This window comes from Nitrospirillum amazonense, from assembly GCF_007828035.1.
Lineage (GTDB): Bacteria > Pseudomonadota > Alphaproteobacteria > Azospirillales > Azospirillaceae > Nitrospirillum > Nitrospirillum amazonense.
Genome location: NZ_VITV01000003.1, coordinates 728,839 through 748,494 on the forward strand (window position 1 = coordinate 728,839; position 19,656 = coordinate 748,494).

The 19,656-nt window shown below is 71.0% G+C and carries 14 protein-coding genes; 10 read left to right on the plus strand and 4 right to left on the minus strand.

The genetic code is table 11. The features are described 5' to 3' along the window. The first annotated feature begins 33 nt into the window (after positions 1 to 33). The 10 genes from FBZ87_RS11090 to FBZ87_RS11135 all read left to right on the plus strand — a co-directional run bounded on the left by FBZ87_RS11090 (position 34) and on the right by FBZ87_RS11135 (position 13,452). Positions 34 to 2,514, plus strand: a complete 2,481-nt coding sequence (locus FBZ87_RS11090; protein WP_145610364.1) for an ATP-binding protein — start codon at positions 34 to 36, stop codon at positions 2,512 to 2,514. 148 nt (positions 2,515 to 2,662) lie between these two features. Then, complete coding sequence (locus tag FBZ87_RS11095) at positions 2,663 to 3,223, plus strand: helix-turn-helix transcriptional regulator (protein WP_186454700.1); 561 nt, start codon at positions 2,663 to 2,665, stop codon at positions 3,221 to 3,223. A 21-nt stretch (positions 3,224 to 3,244) separates the two neighbouring features. After that, on the plus strand, positions 3,245 to 4,207 hold the full coding sequence (locus tag FBZ87_RS11100; RefSeq protein WP_145610366.1) for an alpha/beta hydrolase: 963 nt from the start codon (positions 3,245 to 3,247) through the stop codon (positions 4,205 to 4,207). Positions 4,208 to 4,515: 308 nt separating this feature from the next. After that, entirely contained in the window at positions 4,516 to 5,337 is an 822-nt protein-coding gene (locus FBZ87_RS11105; RefSeq protein WP_145610367.1) for an alpha/beta fold hydrolase, read from the plus strand. Between the two features lie 172 nt (positions 5,338 to 5,509). Further along, entirely contained in the window at positions 5,510 to 6,127 is a 618-nt protein-coding gene (locus tag FBZ87_RS11110; protein WP_145610368.1) for a helix-turn-helix domain-containing protein, read from the plus strand. A 254-nt stretch (positions 6,128 to 6,381) separates the two neighbouring features. After that, positions 6,382 to 8,118, plus strand: a complete 1,737-nt coding sequence (poxB, locus tag FBZ87_RS11115; protein WP_145610369.1) for a ubiquinone-dependent pyruvate dehydrogenase — start codon at positions 6,382 to 6,384, stop codon at positions 8,116 to 8,118. A 54-nt stretch (positions 8,119 to 8,172) separates the two neighbouring features. Beyond that, positions 8,173 to 9,696: an FAD-dependent oxidoreductase gene (locus FBZ87_RS11120; RefSeq protein ID WP_145610370.1), complete on the plus strand. Its 1,524-nt coding sequence runs from the start codon at positions 8,173 to 8,175 to the stop codon at positions 9,694 to 9,696. Next, on the plus strand, positions 9,689 to 9,919 hold the full coding sequence (locus FBZ87_RS11125) for a DUF2783 domain-containing protein (RefSeq protein WP_145610371.1): 231 nt from the start codon (positions 9,689 to 9,691) through the stop codon (positions 9,917 to 9,919). The genes FBZ87_RS11120 and FBZ87_RS11125 overlap by 8 nt, the downstream gene beginning before the upstream one ends. 70 nt (positions 9,920 to 9,989) lie before the next feature. Next, positions 9,990 to 12,566: an excinuclease ABC subunit UvrA gene (locus FBZ87_RS11130; RefSeq protein WP_145610372.1), complete on the plus strand. Its 2,577-nt coding sequence runs from the start codon at positions 9,990 to 9,992 to the stop codon at positions 12,564 to 12,566. A gap of 37 nt (positions 12,567 to 12,603) precedes the next feature. Beyond that, the gene (locus FBZ87_RS11135) at positions 12,604 to 13,452 is read left to right on the plus strand and encodes a CPBP family intramembrane glutamic endopeptidase (RefSeq protein WP_145610373.1); all 849 of its coding nucleotides are present in this window, start codon (positions 12,604 to 12,606) and stop codon (positions 13,450 to 13,452) included. A 49-nt stretch (positions 13,453 to 13,501) separates the two neighbouring features. On the opposite strand, the gene hypF is transcribed toward FBZ87_RS11135, so the two are convergent. From hypF to FBZ87_RS11155, 4 genes are read right to left on the minus strand one after another with little or no spacing between them, the layout of a single operon-like run. Then, positions 13,502 to 15,838, minus strand: a complete 2,337-nt coding sequence (hypF, locus tag FBZ87_RS11140) for a carbamoyltransferase HypF (RefSeq protein ID WP_246134346.1) — start codon at positions 15,836 to 15,838, stop codon at positions 13,502 to 13,504. Between the two features lie 17 nt (positions 15,839 to 15,855). Next, positions 15,856 to 17,310 carry a nickel-dependent hydrogenase large subunit gene (locus tag FBZ87_RS11145; protein ID WP_145610375.1) on the minus strand — a complete coding sequence of 485 codons (1,455 nt, stop codon included), beginning with the start codon at positions 17,308 to 17,310 and terminating at the stop codon, positions 15,856 to 15,858. Further along, a complete protein-coding gene (locus FBZ87_RS11150) occupies positions 17,307 to 18,332 on the minus strand; it encodes an NADH-quinone oxidoreductase subunit B family protein (protein ID WP_145610376.1) in 1,026 nt (341 codons plus the stop codon). Before FBZ87_RS11150 ends, FBZ87_RS11145 begins: the two co-directional genes overlap by 4 nt. Beyond that, on the minus strand, positions 18,316 to 19,656 hold the full coding sequence (locus FBZ87_RS11155; RefSeq protein WP_145610377.1) for a sensor histidine kinase: 1,341 nt from the start codon (positions 19,654 to 19,656) through the stop codon (positions 18,316 to 18,318). The genes FBZ87_RS11150 and FBZ87_RS11155 overlap by 17 nt, the downstream gene beginning before the upstream one ends.

Below are 19,656 nucleotides of genomic sequence, written 5' to 3' on the forward strand. Positions count from 1 at the left end.
TTGCGACATGCCGTTTGGGGGTTGGCGGTTCGGATGATGAACGAGCAGGGCGTACGCTACACCTTCGGCAGCTTCACCTTCGACGTGCCGCAGATGACGCTGGCCAAGGCGGGGCAGCCGGTGAAGCTGGGCGGCCGCGCCGCCAACCTGCTGGCTGTGCTGGCCGCCGCCGGAGGCGGGCTGGTGACCCGCGACCGCCTGCTGGCCGAGGTCTGGCCCGGCCAGGCCATCGACGACAGCGCGGTCCGCGTGCACCTGTCCGGCCTGCGCAAGGCCCTGGGCGATGACGGCCTGGTGGTGAACGAGGCGGGGCGCGGCTATCGCCTCACCCTGCCTGTCACCCGCAACACCCAGACCCAGACACCAGCGGTGGAGGTCGCCACCCGCCCGGCCGCTGAGCCCGCTGCCCCCCGGCCCCTGGTGCGCCTGCTGGGAAGGTCGGAGGTGGTGGCCACGCTGGCGACGGAACTGCCGGAGCGGCGCTTCCTGACGCTGGCCGGCCCGGGTGGCATCGGCAAGACCTCCGTCGCCCTGGCCACGGCGGCAGCGCTGGCCCAGACGGCCACCGTGCGCTTCGTCGACTTGGCGCCCGTGTCCGACGCGGCGTGGGTGGAGGGCACCCTGGCCACCGCGCTGGGCTTGCCCGCCTCAGGCACGGATTGCTTCGCCGCCATTGTGGCCGCCCTATCCGCCAGCCCCAGCCTGCTGCTGCTGGACAATTGCGAGCATTTGGTGGATGCCGTGGCCGGCCTGGCCGAACGGCTGTTGCTCGCCGTGCCCGGCCTGCTGATCCTGGCCACCAGCCGAGAGCCGCTGCGCGCCGCCGGCGAATGGGTGCACCGCCTGCCCGCCCTGCCCATCCCCGACGGCCAGGCCCAGGATGCGGCCACCGTGCTGTCCTATCCCGCCGCCGCCCTGTTCTTCGAGCGGGCGCGGGCTGTGCGGTCCGACTTCACCGTGGACGACGCGACCGCCCCCGCGCTGGCCGAGATCTGCCGCCGCCTGGATGGCATCCCCCTGGCCATCGAGCTGGCCGCCGCCCGGGTCGACCTGATGGCGCTGCCGGAACTGGCCAGCCGCCTGCATGACCGGCTGAACCTGCTGACCCGCGGCCGGCGCACCGCCCTGCCCCGCCACCGCACCCTGCGCGCCGCCCTGGACTGGAGTTATGAGCTGCTGGCGCCGGAGGAAAAGGTGCTGCTGATCAGCCTGTCGGTGTTCCGCGCCGGCTTCGACGCGGCGGATGCCCGGGGGCTGACCAGCGGCGGGGAGATGGAGGTGCTGGACGGCCTGGCCGACCTGGTTGCCAAGTCCCTGGTGGTCAGCAGCCGCGACGGCGCCACCACCCGCTACCGCCTGCTGGACACCACCCGTTATTACGGGCATGAGCGCCTGGTCGACACCGGCCTGGATGGCCGCGTCCGCGCCGCCCACGCCCGCCACATGATCTCGCTGTTCAGCGACGCCCAGGCCTCGTGGGAGGGCAAGGCACCGCGCGACTGGCTGGCCACCCACAGCCGCCGTATCGATGACGTGCGCGGCGCCCTGGACTGGGCGGTGGGCGAGGACGGAGACATCGGCCTGGGCCTCACACTGATCGTCGCCAGCGCCTCGCTGTGGTTCCATCTGTCGCTGCCGCATGAGTTCCTGGGGCGGGCGGAGCGCATCCTGGCCATCCTGGATGAACAGGGCGCCGCCGACCCGGCACGGCGGGTGGAACTGCTGGCCGCCTATGGCCACGCCCTGTGGCACACCCGGGGGCCTGTGCCGGCCATGGGCCAAGCCTTCCGCCAGGCGCTGGAGATCGCGGAAGGCATTGGCAACGAGGGACTGGCGCGCCGTGCCCAATGGGGCATCTGGGCCCACCACACCCTGGCCGGCGCCTACGCGGACAGTCTGGCGGCGGCCGAGGCGTTCGCCGCCCGCGTGGGGCCCGAGGGTGGCCTGACAGAGCGGCTGACGGGCATGCGCATGCGCGCCATGTCCCACCATTTCCGGGGGGAACATGCGGCAGGCCTGGCATTGCTGGAAACGGTCATGGCGGCCGATGCCGATCCGGTGCGTGTCAACCTGGCCAACCATGCCCAGGTGGACGCCAAGCTGGCCGCCCTGACCCTGCTGATGCGCCTGCGCTGGGCCATGGGGGATGTCCGCGACGCCCTGGACTTGGCGCGCGCGGCGACGGAGGACGCCACATCCATCGATCACGCCCTGTCATTGTGCTACTGCCTGGCCATCGGCGCCATCCCGGTGGCCATTGCCGCCGGGGAGAGGGATCTCGCCACCGGCTGGATCGACCGGTTGGCCCAACGCACCACCCGCCACGCCCTGGACCACTGGAACATCTTCGTCCATGGCTATGGCGCCGCCCTGGGCCGATTGGGGGGCCACACCATCGCCGCCGCCAGCGCCATGCAGGTTGAGATGTTCGCCGTGGCCGGCAATGCCGAGGCGCGGGCCATGGTCCTGGCACGGCCGGAGCCTCACGCCGGCTGGCACGGCCCCCTGCTTTAACACCCCCGGCTTAACGGCATAGGAACCGGTACACAACGCTTCACATCGCTTAACTCCCAGCCTGGTGGTCGCCTGACCGACACTGCCTTCATCACGGTCCCCCGCCCGACACGCCGCGGAAGGGGACGCCCACCGGATGGAGGAAGACATGACCGCCCCTGCCGCCGCCCTGGACGCCTTTCACACCCTGGCCGGCCTGCCCCCCGCCGGCTTGCCGGCCGCCGGCCACCTGGCCACCATCGCCCGCCTGCTGGAGGAGGCCATGCATGCCGTGGAGCATGACGTGGCCCAGGCGCGCGACCGCATCGTCAAGGTGCGCGACTTGCTGCTGCACCGCCCGCAGGAAGAGGCGGCGCGTGGCGGCCTGGCGCCCTGGCAGGCCCGCCGTGTGGCGGCCCTGGTGGAGCGGCGGTTGGGCGGCGCCCTGTGCAACGAGGACTTGGCCGCCGAGGCCAAGCTCAGCACCAGCCATTTCTGCACCGCCTTCCGCCAGACCTTCGGCATGTCGCCGCACGCCTTCATCGTCAGCCGACGGGTGGAACGGGCCAAGGCCCTGATGCTGGACACCGATGACGCCCTGGCGGGGATCGCCGACGCCTGCGGCTTCGCCGACCAGGCGCACCTGAGCCGCCTGTTCCGCCAGGCCACGGGCAGCAGCCCCGCCAGCTGGCGCCGCGCCAACGCCGTCGACGTTTCCCTGATCGCCTGACCCGTGCCGGACCATAGCCCCATGATCCACGACCTGACCGCCAAGAGCCCCCGGCTGGACCCTGCCGCGCACTGCCTGACCCTGGATGCGGGCGTGCAAGGCTTTCTTGACCGCGTGGTTGAGGCGGAATTGCTGCCCTACGCCCCCGGCCTGGACCCGGCCGCGCGGCGGGCCATCGCCACGCGCCTGCAGGCGGACGCGCCACCGGTGGAAGAACCCGTCGTCCACCTCACCGTGCCGGGCGCCGAAGCGATATCACTGTACCTTTGCCGTCCCAACCATGGGACGGCGCGCCCGGTACCGGTGGTGTTCTACCTGCACGGCGGCCTGTGGGCGCTGGGCGGCTGGGACACCCATGGCGGCGCGGCCGCCGCGCTGGCCCGGTCCTGCGGCGCCGCCCTGGTCTTCGTCGACCATGGCGGGATGCCAGCCGCCCAGTCCCTGAGGCAGGCGCGCGCCGCCCTGGACTGGACGCGCGCTCAAGGACGGGACCACGGGCTGGACACCGCGCGGATGGCCGCGGCCGGCGACGGCAGCGGCGGGGCCATGGCGGCGTTGCTGGCCGCAAGCCTGCCGCCCAGCGAGGGCTTTCGCCTGCTGCTGCTGTTCCATCCCCTGCTGGGCCCGGCAGCGCCGGACACCCCGTCCTCCCCCTGGCTGGACCATTGCGACCTGCCGGCGCTGATGGCCCAGGCCTTCCCCGGCCAGCCGGCCTGGACGGGGCTGTCGCCCCTGGACCTTGCCCCCGATCGCCTGCGCCGCCTGCCGCCCACGCTGATCCTGACGGCGGAGGCGGACCTGGCCCGGGAGGGCGGCGAAGCGCTGGCCCGCCGCCTGATGCGGGCGGAGGTGGACGCCAGCGCCCTGCGACTGATGGGCACCATCCACGACTTCTTCTGGCTGGATGGGCTGGCGGACACCGCCCCCACCCTGTCGGCCCTGGCCGTGGCGCAACGCGCGCTGACCGACGCCTTCGGCCGCTAAGCCACCCAAACCACTTTCGACGGAGCGCTCCATGGCACCCAACGCCCCCGCCTTGCGTGTTCTGCTGGCCCTGGCCGGCACTTGTTGCACCGGTCCCGGCGGCGGTGCCCTGCTGCTGGCCCAGGTCGACTGGCTGATGCCCCGCCTGCGGACCTGGGCGTCGGGCAATGGACAGGGCGGGCGGAAGAAAGACGGGATGCCGCTTATAACGGGCGGAGATTTCGGACAGACGCCCGCCTTTCCTTCAAGCCCGCCCCGCTGATGGCCGGTACCGTCCGCCCTTCCCCCCATGAAACCGAGGTAGTCCCATGAGCACCCTGACCCTGCGCGACGGCACCGATCTCTATTTCAAGGACTGGGGCCACGGCCAACCCGTCCTGTTCAGCCACGGCTGGCCGCTGAGCGCGGACATGTGGGAATACCAGATGCTGCACCTGGCGCGAAACGGCTACCGCGCCGTGGCCTTCGACCGCCGGGGTTTCGGCCGCTCCAGCCAGCCCTGGGACGGCTATGACTACGACACCCTGGCCGACGACGTCGCGCAACTGATCGAGCATCTGGACCTGAGGGATGTGGTGCTGGTGGGCTTTTCCATGGGCGGGGGCGACATGGTGCGCTATCTCACCCGCCACGGTGCCGGCCGCGTCGCCAAGCTGGCGCTGGTCAGCGCGGTGACACCCTTCTTCCTGAAGACCGACGATAATCCCGAGGGCATGCCGGCCGAAGGCTTCGCGGGCATCCGCGCCGCCATCGCCCAGGACCGGCCCCAGTTCGTCGCGGATTTCAGCGTCCTCTATTTCGGCACCAACCGGCCGGAGGCCGCAGTGTCCAAGGGGATCCTGGACCAGACGCTGCAGATGGCGGCACAGGCATCCATCAAGGCCACCATCGACTGCGTCACCGCCTTCTCCGAAACCGACTTCCGGCGGGAGATGGCGGAGATCCGCCTACCCACCTTGATCATCCATGGCGATGACGACCAGACGGCGCCCATGGGGCCGACCGCGATGGCCACGGCGCGCCTGGTCCCCGGGGCGGAGCTGAAGATCTATCCCGGCGCGCCCCATGCCACCTGCACCACCCACAAGGACCAGGTGAACGCCGACCTGCTGGCCTTCCTGCGAAGCTGAGGCCCAAGCGGATGCCGGGGCACGGGGCGGGGCAGGATTGTCTCCCGCCCCGTTTCTGTCAGAAGCCCCACAAACCAGCGTAGGGGGGTAGCAAACCTAGGTATGGGATGTTCCGGGGCGGGCGAAAGGGCACCGTGGCGACGTCAACACGCCCTGCCCAGGAGCCTGTCCCATGCAAGCGCACCTCCAGACCCCGACGCGGCCCGTTTCCTTCCTCTCGCCCCCACCGGCTCCGCTGCCTCATGCGGCGCCGTGGGACGACCGGCGCATCGTCACGCTCGTCACCGCCGCCCAGGCGGCGCTGGACCACGACCTGGAACGGGCGCGCGGTTGCCTGGACCAGCTGGCGGCCCTGCTGGACGGCACGGAAAAGGCACCGGTGGATGAGGCCATCCTGCTGCCGGCGGCGCCCACGGCCGAGACCGGGGCCAACAAGGGCGGCCTGGCCCCCTGGCAGTTGCGCTGCGTCATGGGCCATATCCAGGCCAACCTGGCCCGGCCGCTGCCGGTGGATCAGCTGGCCGCCCTGGCCAACCTCAGCACCAACCACTTCACCCGCGCCTTTCGCGCCAGTGTCGGCGAAACGCCGCATACCTATGTGGTGAAGCGCCGCGTGCGCCAGGCCCAGATCCTGATGCTGACCACCGACCAGCCGTTGAGCGAGATCGCCTATGGCTGCGGCATGGCCGACCAGGCGCACCTGACCCGGCTGTTCCGCCAGTTCGTGGGGGAAACGCCGTTGCGCTGGCGGCGCACCTGGGGGCGGCCCACACACAGCCGGGACAATTGAAGGCGTCCGTTCCGGTTTTCGGCGCCGGTCGCAGCGTTGCGGGCAACGGCCCGCCCTTGCCCGCCTAACCTTCAAAGTACCGCCACCTCCAACAAGACCGGCACCCATCCGCGAGGGAAAGATGGGGGGCATCCGCACCACCGACGGCGATGGGGCCAGGCGCCGTCGCACGTCGTGACCCGCAAGGTCCCGGGGGAACTCCCCGTCCCGGGGCCGGCTTTATCCACACCCCCAATGCCGCGAGGTGACCGCCCATGTCCATGACCGTTGCCGACCAATTCGCCGCCACGCTGGCCGCCGCCGGCGTCAAACGCATCTATGGGGTCGTGGGCGACAGCCTGAACGGCCTGACCGACGCCCTGCGCCGGCGGGGCGACATCACATGGATCCCCGTACGGCATGAGGAGGTGGCGGCCTTCGCCGCCAGCGCCGACGCCCACCTGACGGGCACCATCGCCGTCTGCGCCGGCAGCTGCGGGCCGGGCAACCTGCACCTGATCAATGGGCTGTTCGACTGCCACCGGTCCCGCGTGCCTGTGCTGGCCATCGCCGCCCATATCCCCTCGCCCGAGATCGGATCCGGCTATTTCCAGGAAACCCATCCCCAGGACCTGTTCCGGGAATGCAGCCATTATTGCGAGCTGGTGTCCGATCCCGCCCAGATGCCGCGCAGCCTGGAAATCGCCATCCGCACCGCCATCGGCGAGCAGGGCGTTTCGGTCGTCGTCATCCCCGGCGACGTCGCCTTGAAGGAGGCGGTGACGGAGGTGCGGCCCAATCCCGCCGGCCTGGTGCCCAAGCCGCCCGTGGTGGTGCCGGCGGACGCGGAGCTGGACGCCCTGGCCGACCTGCTGAACCGCAGCGGCCGCGTCACCCTGCTGTGCGGCTCGGGCTGCGCCGGCGCCCATGACGCCGTGGTGGCGCTGGCGGAAGCACTGAAGGCCCCGATCGTCCATGCCCTGAAAGGCAAGGAGCATGTGGAATACGATAATCCCTATGACGTGGGCATGACCGGCCTGATCGGTTTTTCCTCCGGCTATTACGCCATGCTGGATACCGACATGCTGCTGATGCTGGGCACGGACTTCCCCTACCGCCAGTTCTATCCCAAGGGGGCCGGCGTCGCGGTGGCGCAGGTCGATATCCGCCCCGGGCAATTGGGCCGACGGGCGTCGCTGGACCTGGGCGTGGTGGGCGATGTCGGCGCCACCGTGCGCGCCCTGCTGCCCCGCCTGGCATTGAGGACGGACACCGCCCACCTGGACAAGGCCGTGCGCCATTACCGTAGCGCACGGGCGGACCTGGACGCCCTGGCCACCCCCGGCACCGGCCACGGCGTCATCCATCCGCAACAGGTGGCCAAGGCCGTCAGCGACCTGGCGGCCGAGGACGCCGTCTTCACCTTCGACGTCGGCCTGCCCACGGTGTGGGCCGCGCGCTATCTGGCCATGAACGGCCGGCGACGCCTGATCGGTTCCCTTTGGCATGGATCCATGGCCAACGCCATGCCCATGGCGCTGGGCGCGCAGGCTGCTTTCCCCGGTCGGCAGGTGGTGTCCCTGTCCGGCGACGGCGGCTTCACCATGCTGATGGGTGACTTGCTGACCTTCAAGCAGCGGGGCCTGCCGGCCAAGATCATCGTCTTCAACAACGGCGCCCTGGGCTTCATCGAGGTAGAGCAGAAGTCCACCGGCTTCCTGCCTTTCGGCACCGGCCTGGACAACCCCAACTTCGCCGCGCTGGCGGAGGCGGTGGGCATCAAGGGCATCCGCCTCGAACGCCCATATGAGGTGGAACCCGGCCTGCGCGAGGCCTTCGCCCATGACGGCCCCGTGCTGGTGGACGCCGTGGTGGCGCGCACCGAGCTGCCCATTCCGCCAGCCATCAACGTCGAAATGGCCAAGGGCTTCACCCTGTACATGCTGAAGGCGGTGATGAACGGCCGGGGCGACGAACTGGTGGACCTGGCCAGGACCAACCTCTGGCGGTAAGGCCTTTGCCCGCCTTCCCCCGGGCGTCTACAGTGCGCCCGGGGGGATCGGGGAATGGATCGGAACGAGAGGCGCCCGCGGGTCGTCGTCGTGGGCGCCGGACCGGTGGGCTTGGCGACCGCCATCGACCTGGCGCTGCGCGGCGTGGCGACCGTGGTGCTGGACGACAATGACCGGCTGCCCGTGGGCTCCCGCGCCATCTGCTGGGCCAAGCGCACGCTGGAGATCTTCGACCGGCTGGGCGTCGCCAGGCCCATGGTGGACCGGGGTGTCACCTGGAAGGTGGGACGCCTGTTCCATGGTCCCCGCCAGGTCTACGCCTTCGACCTGCTGCCGGAGGACGGGCACCGCATGCCGGCCTTCATCAACCTGCCCCAGCATGAGGTGGAGCGCCTGCTGGTGGCGCGCTGCGCCGACTTTCCCGACCTGATCGACCTGCGCTGGCGCCACCGGGTGGTGGGCGTCACGCCGGAGGACGCGGGTGTGGCCGTGCGGGTGGAAGCGCCCGACGGCGCCCATGACCTGACGGTGGACTATTTGGTTGCCTGCGATGGCGGCAGGTCGCCGGTGCGCGGCCTGCTGGGCCTGGATTTCGCCGGCCAAGCCTTCGAGGAGCGCTTCCTCATCGCCGATGTGGAGATGAAAGCCGATTTCCCGGCGGAGCGCTGGTTCTGGTTCGAACCGCCCTTCCACAACGGCCCGTCCGCCCTGCTGCACAAGCAGCCCGACGACATCTACCGCATCGACCTGCAACTGGGCCCCGATGCCGATCCGGCGGAGGAAATGCGGCCGGAGCGCATCATCCCCCGCATTCGCGCCATGGTGGGTGACCGGCCCTTCCGCCTGGTCTGGACCTCCGTCTACACCTTCCAGTGCCGGCGGCTGGCGCGCTTCAGGCACGGGCGGGTGATCTTCGCCGGCGACAGCGCCCACGTCGTCTCCCCCTTCGGCGCCCGGGGCGGCAATGGCGGCATCCAGGACGCGGACAACCTGGCCTGGAAGCTGGCCCTGGTGGTCCAAGGCCGGGCGCCGGCCGCCGTGCTGGACAGTTACGATGAGGAGCGCGGCCGGGGGGCGGACGAGAACATCCTGAACTCCGCCCGCGCCACCACATTCATGACGCCCAAGAGCGCCATGGAGCGCCTGTTCCGCCAGGCGGTGCTGGACCTGGCGGCCGACCACGCCTTCGCCCGCCGCCTGGTCAATTCCGGCCGCCTGTCCCTGCCCTGTTCCCTGGCCGGCCTGTCGCTGCAGACCCCGGCCGAGCCTGGCGCCCCCGGTCTGCTGGCCCCCGGCACGCCCTGCCCCGACGCGCCACTGGATGATGGTTTCCTGCTGGACCATCTGGGGCGGGGGTTCATCCTGCTGGCGGTGGGCGACATCGTGGTCCCGGCGGAAACGGGCCTGCCCTTGCTGCGGCTGCCGGCCGGCGGCCTGGCCGCCCAGCGCTACGGCGCCGGCGCGCTTTATCTCATCAGGCCCGACCAGCATGTCGCCGCCCGCTTCCCCGTCGGGGTCGACGCCACCACCATCCGCCGCGCCCATCAGCGCGCCCTGGGAGGACCCGCCCATGACTGACATCGATCCCCTGGCCGAGGACCGCTTGGCCCAAGACCATTTAGGGGGGCAGGGTGACGACATCTACGCCGCCCTGCTGGCCGCGCATGAGGGCTTGGCGTTCGAGGCCAGCGCCGCCCTGAACGCCCGCCTGGTCCTGCTGCTGGCCAACGCCGTGGGTGACGTGCCCCTAGTGCTGGCCGCCATCGAGCGGGCACGAACGGCAGCGCCCGACCAAGGTTGAATGCCACGGGCCGGCCGGCTATGGCACCTTGACCCTGGCCCGGGACCTTGCCCGGCGCGAGGAGGCATGGATGCACGACCGTCATGATCCCGAAGACGCCGCCGATACAGACACGGCCAAGGCCGGCTTCGTCCGGGTACGGGGCGCGCGGGAGCATAATCTGAAGAATGTCGACGTGGACATTCCGCGCGATGCCTTGGTGGTGTTCACCGGCGTCTCCGGCTCCGGCAAATCCTCCCTGGCCTTCAGCACCCTCTACGCCGAGGCGCAGCGCCGTTACCTGGAATCGGTGTCGCCTTACGCCCGCCGGCTGTTCCACCAGATGAGCGTGCCGGATGTGGACACCATCGAGGGGTTGCCGCCGGCCGTGGCCCTGCAGCAGCAGCGCGGATCGCCCACCGCGCGCTCCTCCGTCGGCAGCGTTACCACCCTGTCCAACCTCCTGCGCATGTTGTACTCCCGCGCCGGCGACTATCCGCCGGGCCAGCCCCTGCTGGAGGCGGAGGCCTTTTCCGCCAACACGCCGGAGGGGGCCTGCCCCACCTGCCATGGCCTGGGCCGGGTGCATGAGGTGACGGAGGCCAGCATGGTGCCGGACCCGTCGCTGACCATCCGGGAACGGGCGGTGGCGGCCTGGCCCACGGCCTGGGGCGGGCAGAACCTGCGCGACATCCTGATCACCCTGGGCATCGACGTCGACATGCCCTGGCGCGACCTGCCCCGGGAGACGCGCGACTGGATCCTGTTCACCGAGGAACAGCCGGAGGTGCCGGTCTACCCGGGTTTCACCGCCGCCGAGGTGAAGGAGGCCATCCGCCGCAAGCTGCCCCCCAACTACATGGGCACCTTCTCCAGCGCGCGCCGCCACGTCATGCACAGCTTCGCCACCACCCACAGCGCCATGATGAAAAAGCGCGCGGCCAGCTTCATGGTCAGCAGCCCTTGCCCCACCTGCGCCGGCCGCCGCCTGCGGCCGGAATCGCTCGCGGTGACCTTCGAAGGCCTGGATATCGCGGCCATGGGCCAGCTGCCGCTGAAGCGCATAGCGTCCCTGTTCGCCGCCTATGCCGGCGAAGGCTCGGAACGGCTGGGGGAATTGCGCCGGACGCGGCCGGAAACGGCCATCGTCATCGCCCGCATCGCCGCCGACCTATGCCGGCGCCTGGCCGTGCTGCTGGACCTGGGCCTGGGCTACCTGACGCTGGAGCGCAGCACGCCCACCCTGTCACCCGGGGAGCTGCAGCGCCTGCGCCTGGCGACCCAGGTCGTCTCCACCCTGTTCGGCGTGGTCTATGTGATGGACGAGCCGTCGGCGGGCCTGCACCCGGCCGACACCCAGGCGCTGCTGCGGGCACTGGACGGGCTGAAGGCCATGGGCAATTCCCTGTTCGTGGTGGAGCACGACCTGGACGTGGTGCGCCATGCCGACTGGATCGTCGATGTCGGTCCCGCGGCCGGTGAGGGCGGCGGGCGCATCCTGTACAGCGGGCCGCCCAGAGGGCTGCGGCGCGTGGCGGCCTCCGAGACCGCCCGCCATCTGTTCGCGGCGGAGGGCGGACCGCGGCGGACGCCGCGCGCGCCCCAGAGTTGGCTGCGCCTGGCCGGCGTCACCCGCAACAACCTGAACAACCTGGACTGCGCCTTCCCGCTGGGCGTCATGACCACCGTCACCGGCATCTCCGGCTCCGGCAAGTCCAGTCTGGTCAGCCAGGCGCTGGTCGACCTGGTGGGCAAGGCCCTGGGCGCGCCGGTGGCGGTGGAAGAGCCGCCGGCCGATGCCGAGGCCATGCTGGAACAGGAGCCAGTGGCCGAGACCGAGGGCCGCATCGAGGGCGGGCCCAAGGATGCGCTGGGCGGCATCAAGCGCCTGATCCGGGTGGACCAGAAGCCCATCGGCCGCACACCCCGGTCCAACCTGGCGACATACACCGGCCTGCTGGACCATGTGCGCACCCTGTTCGCTGAGACGCCCGAGGCCAAGCGGCGCCGTTACGATGCCGGCCGCTTCTCCTTCAACGTGGCCAAGGGGCGCTGCCCCCGCTGCGAGGGCGAGGGCTCCGTCATGGTGGAGCTGCTGTTCCTGCCCAGCGTCTACGCCCCCTGCCCCGTCTGCCACGGCACCCGCTACAACGCCCAGACGCTGGAGATCACCTATCGCGGCAAGACCATCGCCGACGTCCTGGGCCTGACGGTGGCGGCGGCATCCGACTTCTTCCATGACGTGCCGGCCATCCAACGGTCGCTGACGGTGCTGCGTGACGTGGGGCTGGATTATCTGCGGCTGGGGCAGCCGGCCACCGAGTTCTCCGGCGGGGAGGCGCAGCGTATCAAGCTGGCGACGGAACTGCAGCGGGCCCAGCGGGGCGGCGCCCTTTATGTGCTGGATGAGCCTACTACGGGCCTCCATCCCACGGATGTGGAGCGGCTGGTGGCCCAGTTGGATGCCCTGGTCGCGGCCGGCAACACGGTGGTGGTGGTGGACCACGACATGGGCGTGGCGGCGGCCAGCGACTGGGTGATCGACATCGGCCCCGGCGCCGGCGACGAGGGCGGGCGCGTGGTGGCGGCCGGAGTGCCGGCGGTGGTGGCGGCATCGCCCGACAGCCGCACGGCGCCCCACTTGCGGCCCTTCCTGCGCTTGGGTTAGGGAAGGCCGAGCCGCCCCCACCCCAAACCGGACGCCGATGACCACCCTTCCCTGGATCGCCCTGGTGCTGGCCACGGCCGCCGCCTGGACGGATCGTTTCCGTCTCTGGGCCTTGGGGGCCCTGGCCGTGGGCTACGCGGCGGCGGCCGTGAATGGACAGCTGGGCTGGCCGGCGGGCGGGGCCTTGGCCTTGCTGGGCCTCGCGGCCTGGGCGGTGGGATCGCGCCGCCAACCCCTGGTCCGGTCCCTGGGTAACGGCCTGTTCCTGGCGCTGGCCGCCGCCTTGTCCGCCCATCTATGGCCGGGTTTTCACAACCCGCGCGCCCTGGGGCCGGTGCGCATCACGCCGGATGCCGTGCCCTTCAGCCTCTACCTGAACCTGGACAAGCCGCTGGTGGGCCTGTGGCTGCTGATGGTGATGCCGGCGATCCGCGATCTGCGGCCGCCGCGCGCCACGCTGACTGCGGCCGCGGCAGGCTGGCTGGGCGCCTCAGCCGCCTGCCTGACGGCAGCCCTGGCGCTGGGGGCCGTCACCTGGGCACCGAAATGCCCGGCCGATGCCGGCCTCTGGCTGGTCGACAACCTGGCCTTCGTGACCGTGGCGGAGGAGGCGCTGTTCCGCGGCTACATCCAGGGCGGACTGACGCGCCTATTGGAGCGCTGGCGAGGGGGACGGACGGCCGCCCTGCTGGCAGCCTCGGCCCTCTTCGGGCTGGCCCACTTGGGCGGCGGCCCGCGCTGGGTGGTGCTGGGCACCGTCGCCGGCGTCGGCTATGGCCTGGTCTACCGCCGGGGCGGGTTGCCGGCGGCCATCCTGGCCCACGTGGGCCTGAACGCCACCCACTTCTTCCTGTTCACCTATCCCATGCTGCAAGCGGCGGGATGACCGCCGCCCGCCGGCCGCGCCATCCGAATGCCTGGGGCCGAGAGGAAACCTATTTCTGATGTCGTGTAAAACATCGATCAAGTCCGCGGCCGTCAGCGATGAGGGCGGCCAGCACGGCCTGGCCCAGCGCCAAGCCACCATCGTTGGCCGGTACTTGGCCGTGTATCACAGGCCGCCAGCCCGCGGCCCGCAGGCGGGCTTGGAGTTCGTGCAGGATGATGCGGTTCTGCAGGACACCGCCCGACAGCGCGACCAGGGCGCCGGGCCCCGCCCCCGCCCGCCCCGTCGCCTGCACCAGCGCCTCGGACAGGCCAAGGTGGAAGCGGGCTGCGATCAGCCCCGGCGCCTCTCCGGCGGTCAAGTCGCCCAACAGCGCCTGCCACATCGGGGCCCAGTCGATCACCACGGGATGGTCGGCCCCAAATGCCGCCGGATAAGGACGCGCGGTGGCGATATGAGGACGCGCCAGCGCCTCAAGCGCCATCGCGGCCTGCGCCTCATGCCCAATGCGCGCGGGATGGATACCCAGCGCCGCCGCGACCGCGTCGAACAGCCGACCCGCCGAGGAGCAGGGTGGCGCGTTGGTGCCGGTTTCCAGCATGCGCTCCAGCACGGCCACATGCGCCTCAGGCGGCAGGTGCTTCAGCACGGGCGCGGCCTGGTTCCGCCACGTTTCACCGAAGGCTTGGCGTAGCTGGGTTACCAAGTTGCGCCACGGCTGACGCATCGCGGCGGCCCCGCCGGCGAGGGCCACGGGGGCGATATGGGCGGCGCGGGTCACGCCACGGTATCCCCCGCGCAGGATCTCGCCGCCCCATAGCGTTCCATCCGCGCCCAGGCCCAGACCGTCCAGGATAATGCCGAAGGTGGCGTCCCCCCCCTCCGTCAATCCGATACCGGCATCCGCCAGGCAGGCGGCCATATGGGCATGATGATGCCCCACGGACACCAGCCGGGCGCCGCATTCCCGCGCCATCGCGGCGCCCAGCGTGGTCGAGAGATAATCCGGATGGGCGTCAACGGCGATCACCGCCGGCGTGAAATCGAACAGGTCGCGGTAGAGACGCAGCAGGACCCGGTAGTCATCGAGGGCGGCCGCGTTTTCCAGGTCGCCGACATGCTGGGACAGGATGGCTTGCCCCTCCCGCAGCAGGCAGAAGGTCGCCTTCAGCTCGCCGCCCATGGCCAGGGTGGACGGCAGATCGCCGAAGCCCGGTGGTAGAGGCAACGGCGCCGGAGCGTAACCCCGGGCCCGGCGCAGGATGGCGGGCGCACCGCCGGTGGCAGCGACCACGCTGTCGTCCAGGCGGTTGAGGATGGCGCGGTCGTGCATCAACCAGGCATCGGCCAATCCGGCCAGGCGGGCCCGCGCGTCCTCGTTGGTGATGACTTGCGGTTCATCCGACCGGTTGCCCGACGTCATCACCAGGGGGCCGTCCACCCGGGCCATCAGCAGGTGATGCAGCGGCGTGTAGGGCAGCATGAAACCCAGATGGTCCTGGTCCGGCGCCAGCCCGTCCGGCAGCGGCGCGCCATCGGGCCGCCTGGGCAGCAGCACGATGGGCGCCGCAGGCGATTGCAACAGGGCGCAGGCCGCGTCGTCCAGCCGGCAATACCGGCCGACCTCATCCACCGATCGGGCCATCACCGCGAAGGGCTTGGCATCGCGCGCCTTGCGCCGCCGCAATTCCGCGACTGCCTTGGTGTTGGCGGCATCACAGGCCAGGTGGAAGCCACCGATACCCTTCACGGCGATGATGCCGCCGGCGCACAGCAGCGCGGCCGCCGCGTCCAGCGGGTCCGCCCCCTCCTCCGGGGCGGGCTCCAGCCACAGCCGGGGACCGCAGGCGGGGCAGGCCGTCGGCTGGGCATGGAAGCGGCGGTCGGCGGGGTCGGCGTATTCGGCGGCACAGTCCGGGCACATGGTGAAGGCTGCCATGGCCGTGTTGGCGCGGTCATAGGGGATGGCGCTGACGATGGACAGCCGGGGACCGCAATGGGTGCAGTTGCCGAAGGCATAGCCCTGGCGCCGGTCGGCGGAGTCGAACAGTTCCGCCCGGCAGGCGGGGCAGGTGGCCGCGTCGGGCACGATGCCTGTCCGCGTTAATCCGGCGGCACTGGCGGCGATGGTGAAGCCATGGGGCGCCGGACCACGGTGGGGGACGACCTCGATGGCGTCGATGCGCGCCAGGGGCGGTGCCTCGCGGCGTAGCCGGTCCTGAAAGCCGTCCAGCGCCGCAGGATCACCCCAGGCGTGGATGATCACGCCTTCCCCGTCATTGGCGACATCACCGGCAATATCCAGCACGCGGGCCAGGCGCCATACGTGGGGCCGGAAGCCTACCCCCTGGACCAGGCCCCGCACCCGGATGCAACGGCCCGCCATGGCGCCGGCGGCCTCCATCAATGCACCGTGCAGACCATGCAGGGGTCGAAGGAACGGACGATGTGCTGCACGGCCACCGGATCGCCCTCCCCCTCGCGGACGGGGGCGCCGCGCAACGCCTGCTCCAGCGGGCCGGGCGTGCCGGCGGCGTCGCGGGGGGAGAAGTTCCAGGTGGTGGGGGCGATGATCTGGTAATTGGCGATGCGCCCACCCTGGATGGTCACCCAATGACCCAGGGAGCCCCGGGCGGCCTCCGTCAGGCCAGCCCCCTCGCCCACCATCGGCAGGGGTGTATGGTCGATGAAGGGAGCCGCCGGGTCGACGGCGCGCACCCAGCGTTCCATGGCCATGGTGACCAGGGCGACCTCCAGCAGCCGCGCCACCACCCGCGCCTCGACCGTCGCGCCGTCCCGTGCCACGAGGTCGCGCGGCAGCGGGTGCCCCGCGACCAGCTGCCGCGACAGGGCGCCCACCTCCGCCACCTCCCCGTCCAGGCGCGGCGCCTTGCACCAGGAGTAAGCGTCGTCCCGCGCGGCATCCGGCGGCATCCCCGGCTCGCGCGGGGGGCGCGGTGCCGCGTCCGGGTCGGACCGGTACCAGGCGTGGCTGACATCCTCCGTGATGCGGTCGACCGGCAGGATGCTGCCGACGCCCTGCCTGAACATACCGCGCGGGAACAGCGGCCCTTCCGCGGAGGGATAGGCGCCGAAGCTCATATGCCGCAGGTCGGTACGGCCCAGGCGGTTCAGGCCAACCGCCTGGGACACGGCGACGAAGCGGGCGAAGTCACCCCGATCCACCCGCGCCTCCATCCAGGCCAGCAAAGCGTCGCGGGTCGACAGGGCCGCCACCGCCTCAAGCGCATCGGCGAACAGGGTGCGCTCCAGGAAGCGGCGGAAGGCGGCCAGCAGGGCGCCCAGCCGCGCCAGTTCGGCCCGCGATACGGCGCGCGTCGATCCGCCGGGCTGAACCGCCAGGGTATGGGGCCATTTGCCGGCCAGGATGCCCAGCAGGTTCATCAGCTCCGCCCGGGCGGGCAGGAACTCCTGCGCAGCGCCGCCCTTCACCGCGGTGAACCGCGCGGCCGTGCCCGCATACCAAGGCTCCCCCGCGTAAACGGCGCGGGCGAAGTCGGGCATGAAGAACAGATAGAAGTGCGTCAGGTGGTCGGCGACGTTCTCCACCGCGTGGATCAGATTCATGGCCAGGCCGCCATTGGCCGGCAAGGGCCCGGAACCCGTCGCCGCCAGCGCGCGCGCCGCGGCCACGGATTGCGACACGGAACAGATGCCGCAGATGCGCGGCGCGTAGACCAGCGCGTCCAGCGCCGGCTTGCCCACCAGCATGGCCTCGAACCCGCGATAGAGCGGGGAGACGACGCGGGCATCGGCCACCATGCCGGCGCTGATGTCGAGGCGCACCTCAAGATCGCCCTCGACACGGTTGAAAGGACCGACGATCAGGCGGCTCATGCGCTGTCCTTGCGCTTGTCATGGGGAAGAAGGACCGGTGCTGGCCGTGCGGCGTTGTCGCGCAACCGCTTGGGCGTCGCCGCCTTGGACAGGGATGCCAGCGCCACGAACCACGCCTTGGGCATGTCCGTCGGCAGGCCGATGGGTATGCCGGCCACCTTGGGTGTGACAGCGAAGGCGTGGCCCGGCTCCTCAAACCCCGGGGCCGTGCAATTGATGCACGCGTAGTTGCCGTCCAGGCAGGAGCCGCCGCCGTTCCACGGCCGGATGTTGCAGTCGGCCCGTGCCTGTGTGCCCTTGCAGCCCAGATTCTCCATCATGCAGCCCAGGTCGCCCGGCTGTTCCGCACTGGCCTTGAACTCATAGAATTCGTTGCGGGCGCAGCCGTGGTGGACCAGGTGGGCGGTATAGGCCAGGGGGCGCTCCCACTCATCCAGGTCAGCCGCGCTCAAGGTGCCGGCGCCGATCTGCAGCAACGTGTCGGTGAACCAGCCGGGGTGGATGGGGCAGCCGGCGATATTGATGACGGGCAGACCCTTGGCGGAGCGGAATCCCGCCCCCAGCAGGCCGCCGACGCGGGTGCCGTCATAGGCCAGGCCGCACGCCTCCACCTCGTTGCCGCCGGCGGCGGTGATACCGCCGAAGGCGGCGCAGCTGCCCACGGCCACGACATAGCCGGCCCGGCGGGCGATGGCGGCGATCCAGTCGCGCATGGGCTTGCCCGTCCCGGCCATCAGGTGGAAGCGGCCGGTGCCGCCGGGCCCGTTGATGACCGACCCCTCCAGGCACAGGATGTCCACCGGCTGGTCGCCCGCGGCTGCGGCCTCCAGGATGGCCCGCGCTTCCCCGCCCGTCGCCTCGCTGAGGGACGGGTGCCACAGCAGTTCGACGTTGGCCGCCGCCAGGGCCGTCAGCAGATCCGGCTTCTCCGCCCCCAGCAGGGACAGGGTGCAGCCGCCGCAGCCGCCGGATTGCAGCCATAAGAGCCGCAGCGGGCGGGGCGGTTCAGATACTGCGGTCATCGACCGGCACCTTCAGGGTAAAGGCGGCGCCACCGCCTTCCGCTTCGGCGTGGCTCAGGCTGCCGCCCAGTTTTTCTGCCATGTTGTAGCTGACGTACAGCCCCAGGCCGGTACCGCTGCCGATGGGCTTGGTGGTGAAGAAGGGCTCGAAAATCTTGCCCTGGTTCTCCGGCGGGATGCCAGGGCCGTTGTCGGCGACCGTCAGGACGATCCACCCGTCCTGTTCCCCCGCTGTGATGCGGATAAGGGCGCCGTCGCGGCCGTTCACGGCGTCCACCGCGTTCTGCACCAGATTGACCAGGATCTGGTGCAGCTGGCCCTTGAGGCCCACCACATCCAACGCGGCCGGCAACTCCAGCCGCACCTCCGGCTTGGTGCGCTGCGTCTTGATCACCCAGTCGGTGGCCGTGTGGATCAGGCGGACCAGATTGAACGCCTCGGGCTCCTCACGCTGGTTGGAGGAGAAGCGCCGCAGATCCTGCACGATGTCACGCACCCGCTCCGCCCCTTCCAGCGTGCCGTCGACCAGGGGGCCTATGTCGGCCAGCACCTTGTCGATGCGCAGGCTGTCGCGCAGGGCTGCCAGCTCCGCCCGCGGCTTGCCGGCATCGATGGCCGCGAGATAGCCGGTGATGGCGGCGCCATACCGCTTCAGCGCGTACATGTTGCCGAACACGAAGCTGATGGGGTTGTTGAGTTCGTGCGCCACCCCGGCCACCAGCCGGCCCAGCGCCGCCATCTTTTCCGACGTCAGCAGCTGCTGCTGGGTCTGCCGCAGGCGCTGGTGCGCCTTGTCCAGATCCCGGTAAGCGCGCAGCAGTTCGCCCACGGGCCGGCCGGCCAGGACCATGCCCGCGAACCGGCCGCGCGCATCGCGACGGGGCGCCCCATTCACGGATACCGCCGCCCGCTGGCCGTCCGCCGCCAGCAGGTGCCAGCCCTTGTCCTCGATGGCGCGCCCCTCGGCCAGGCAGGCCCGGATGTCGGCATGGTCGGCGGGATCGAACAGATCCAGCAAGGGGACCGCCAGTAAATCACCCTCCTCCCGCCCCAGCGCCGCCGTCAGCGCGGCGTTGACCCGCAACACGGCGCCGGCCGCGTCGCAAACGATCAGCACGTCATTCATGGCCCCGAGGACGGAGTGCATGAAGTCGCGCGCCTGCTGCAGGCGCTGGTTCTGTTCCTCCAGCGCCACCTGCGAGGCCACGAGGTCGCTGTAGACCACGTCCATGCGGCGGATGACGTCGATCCACAGCTGTTCACCCTCGCCTTCCGCCTCTGGCGGCCGGTCCCCGAAGGGCAGCGCCGGCTCGTGGCTGCCCAT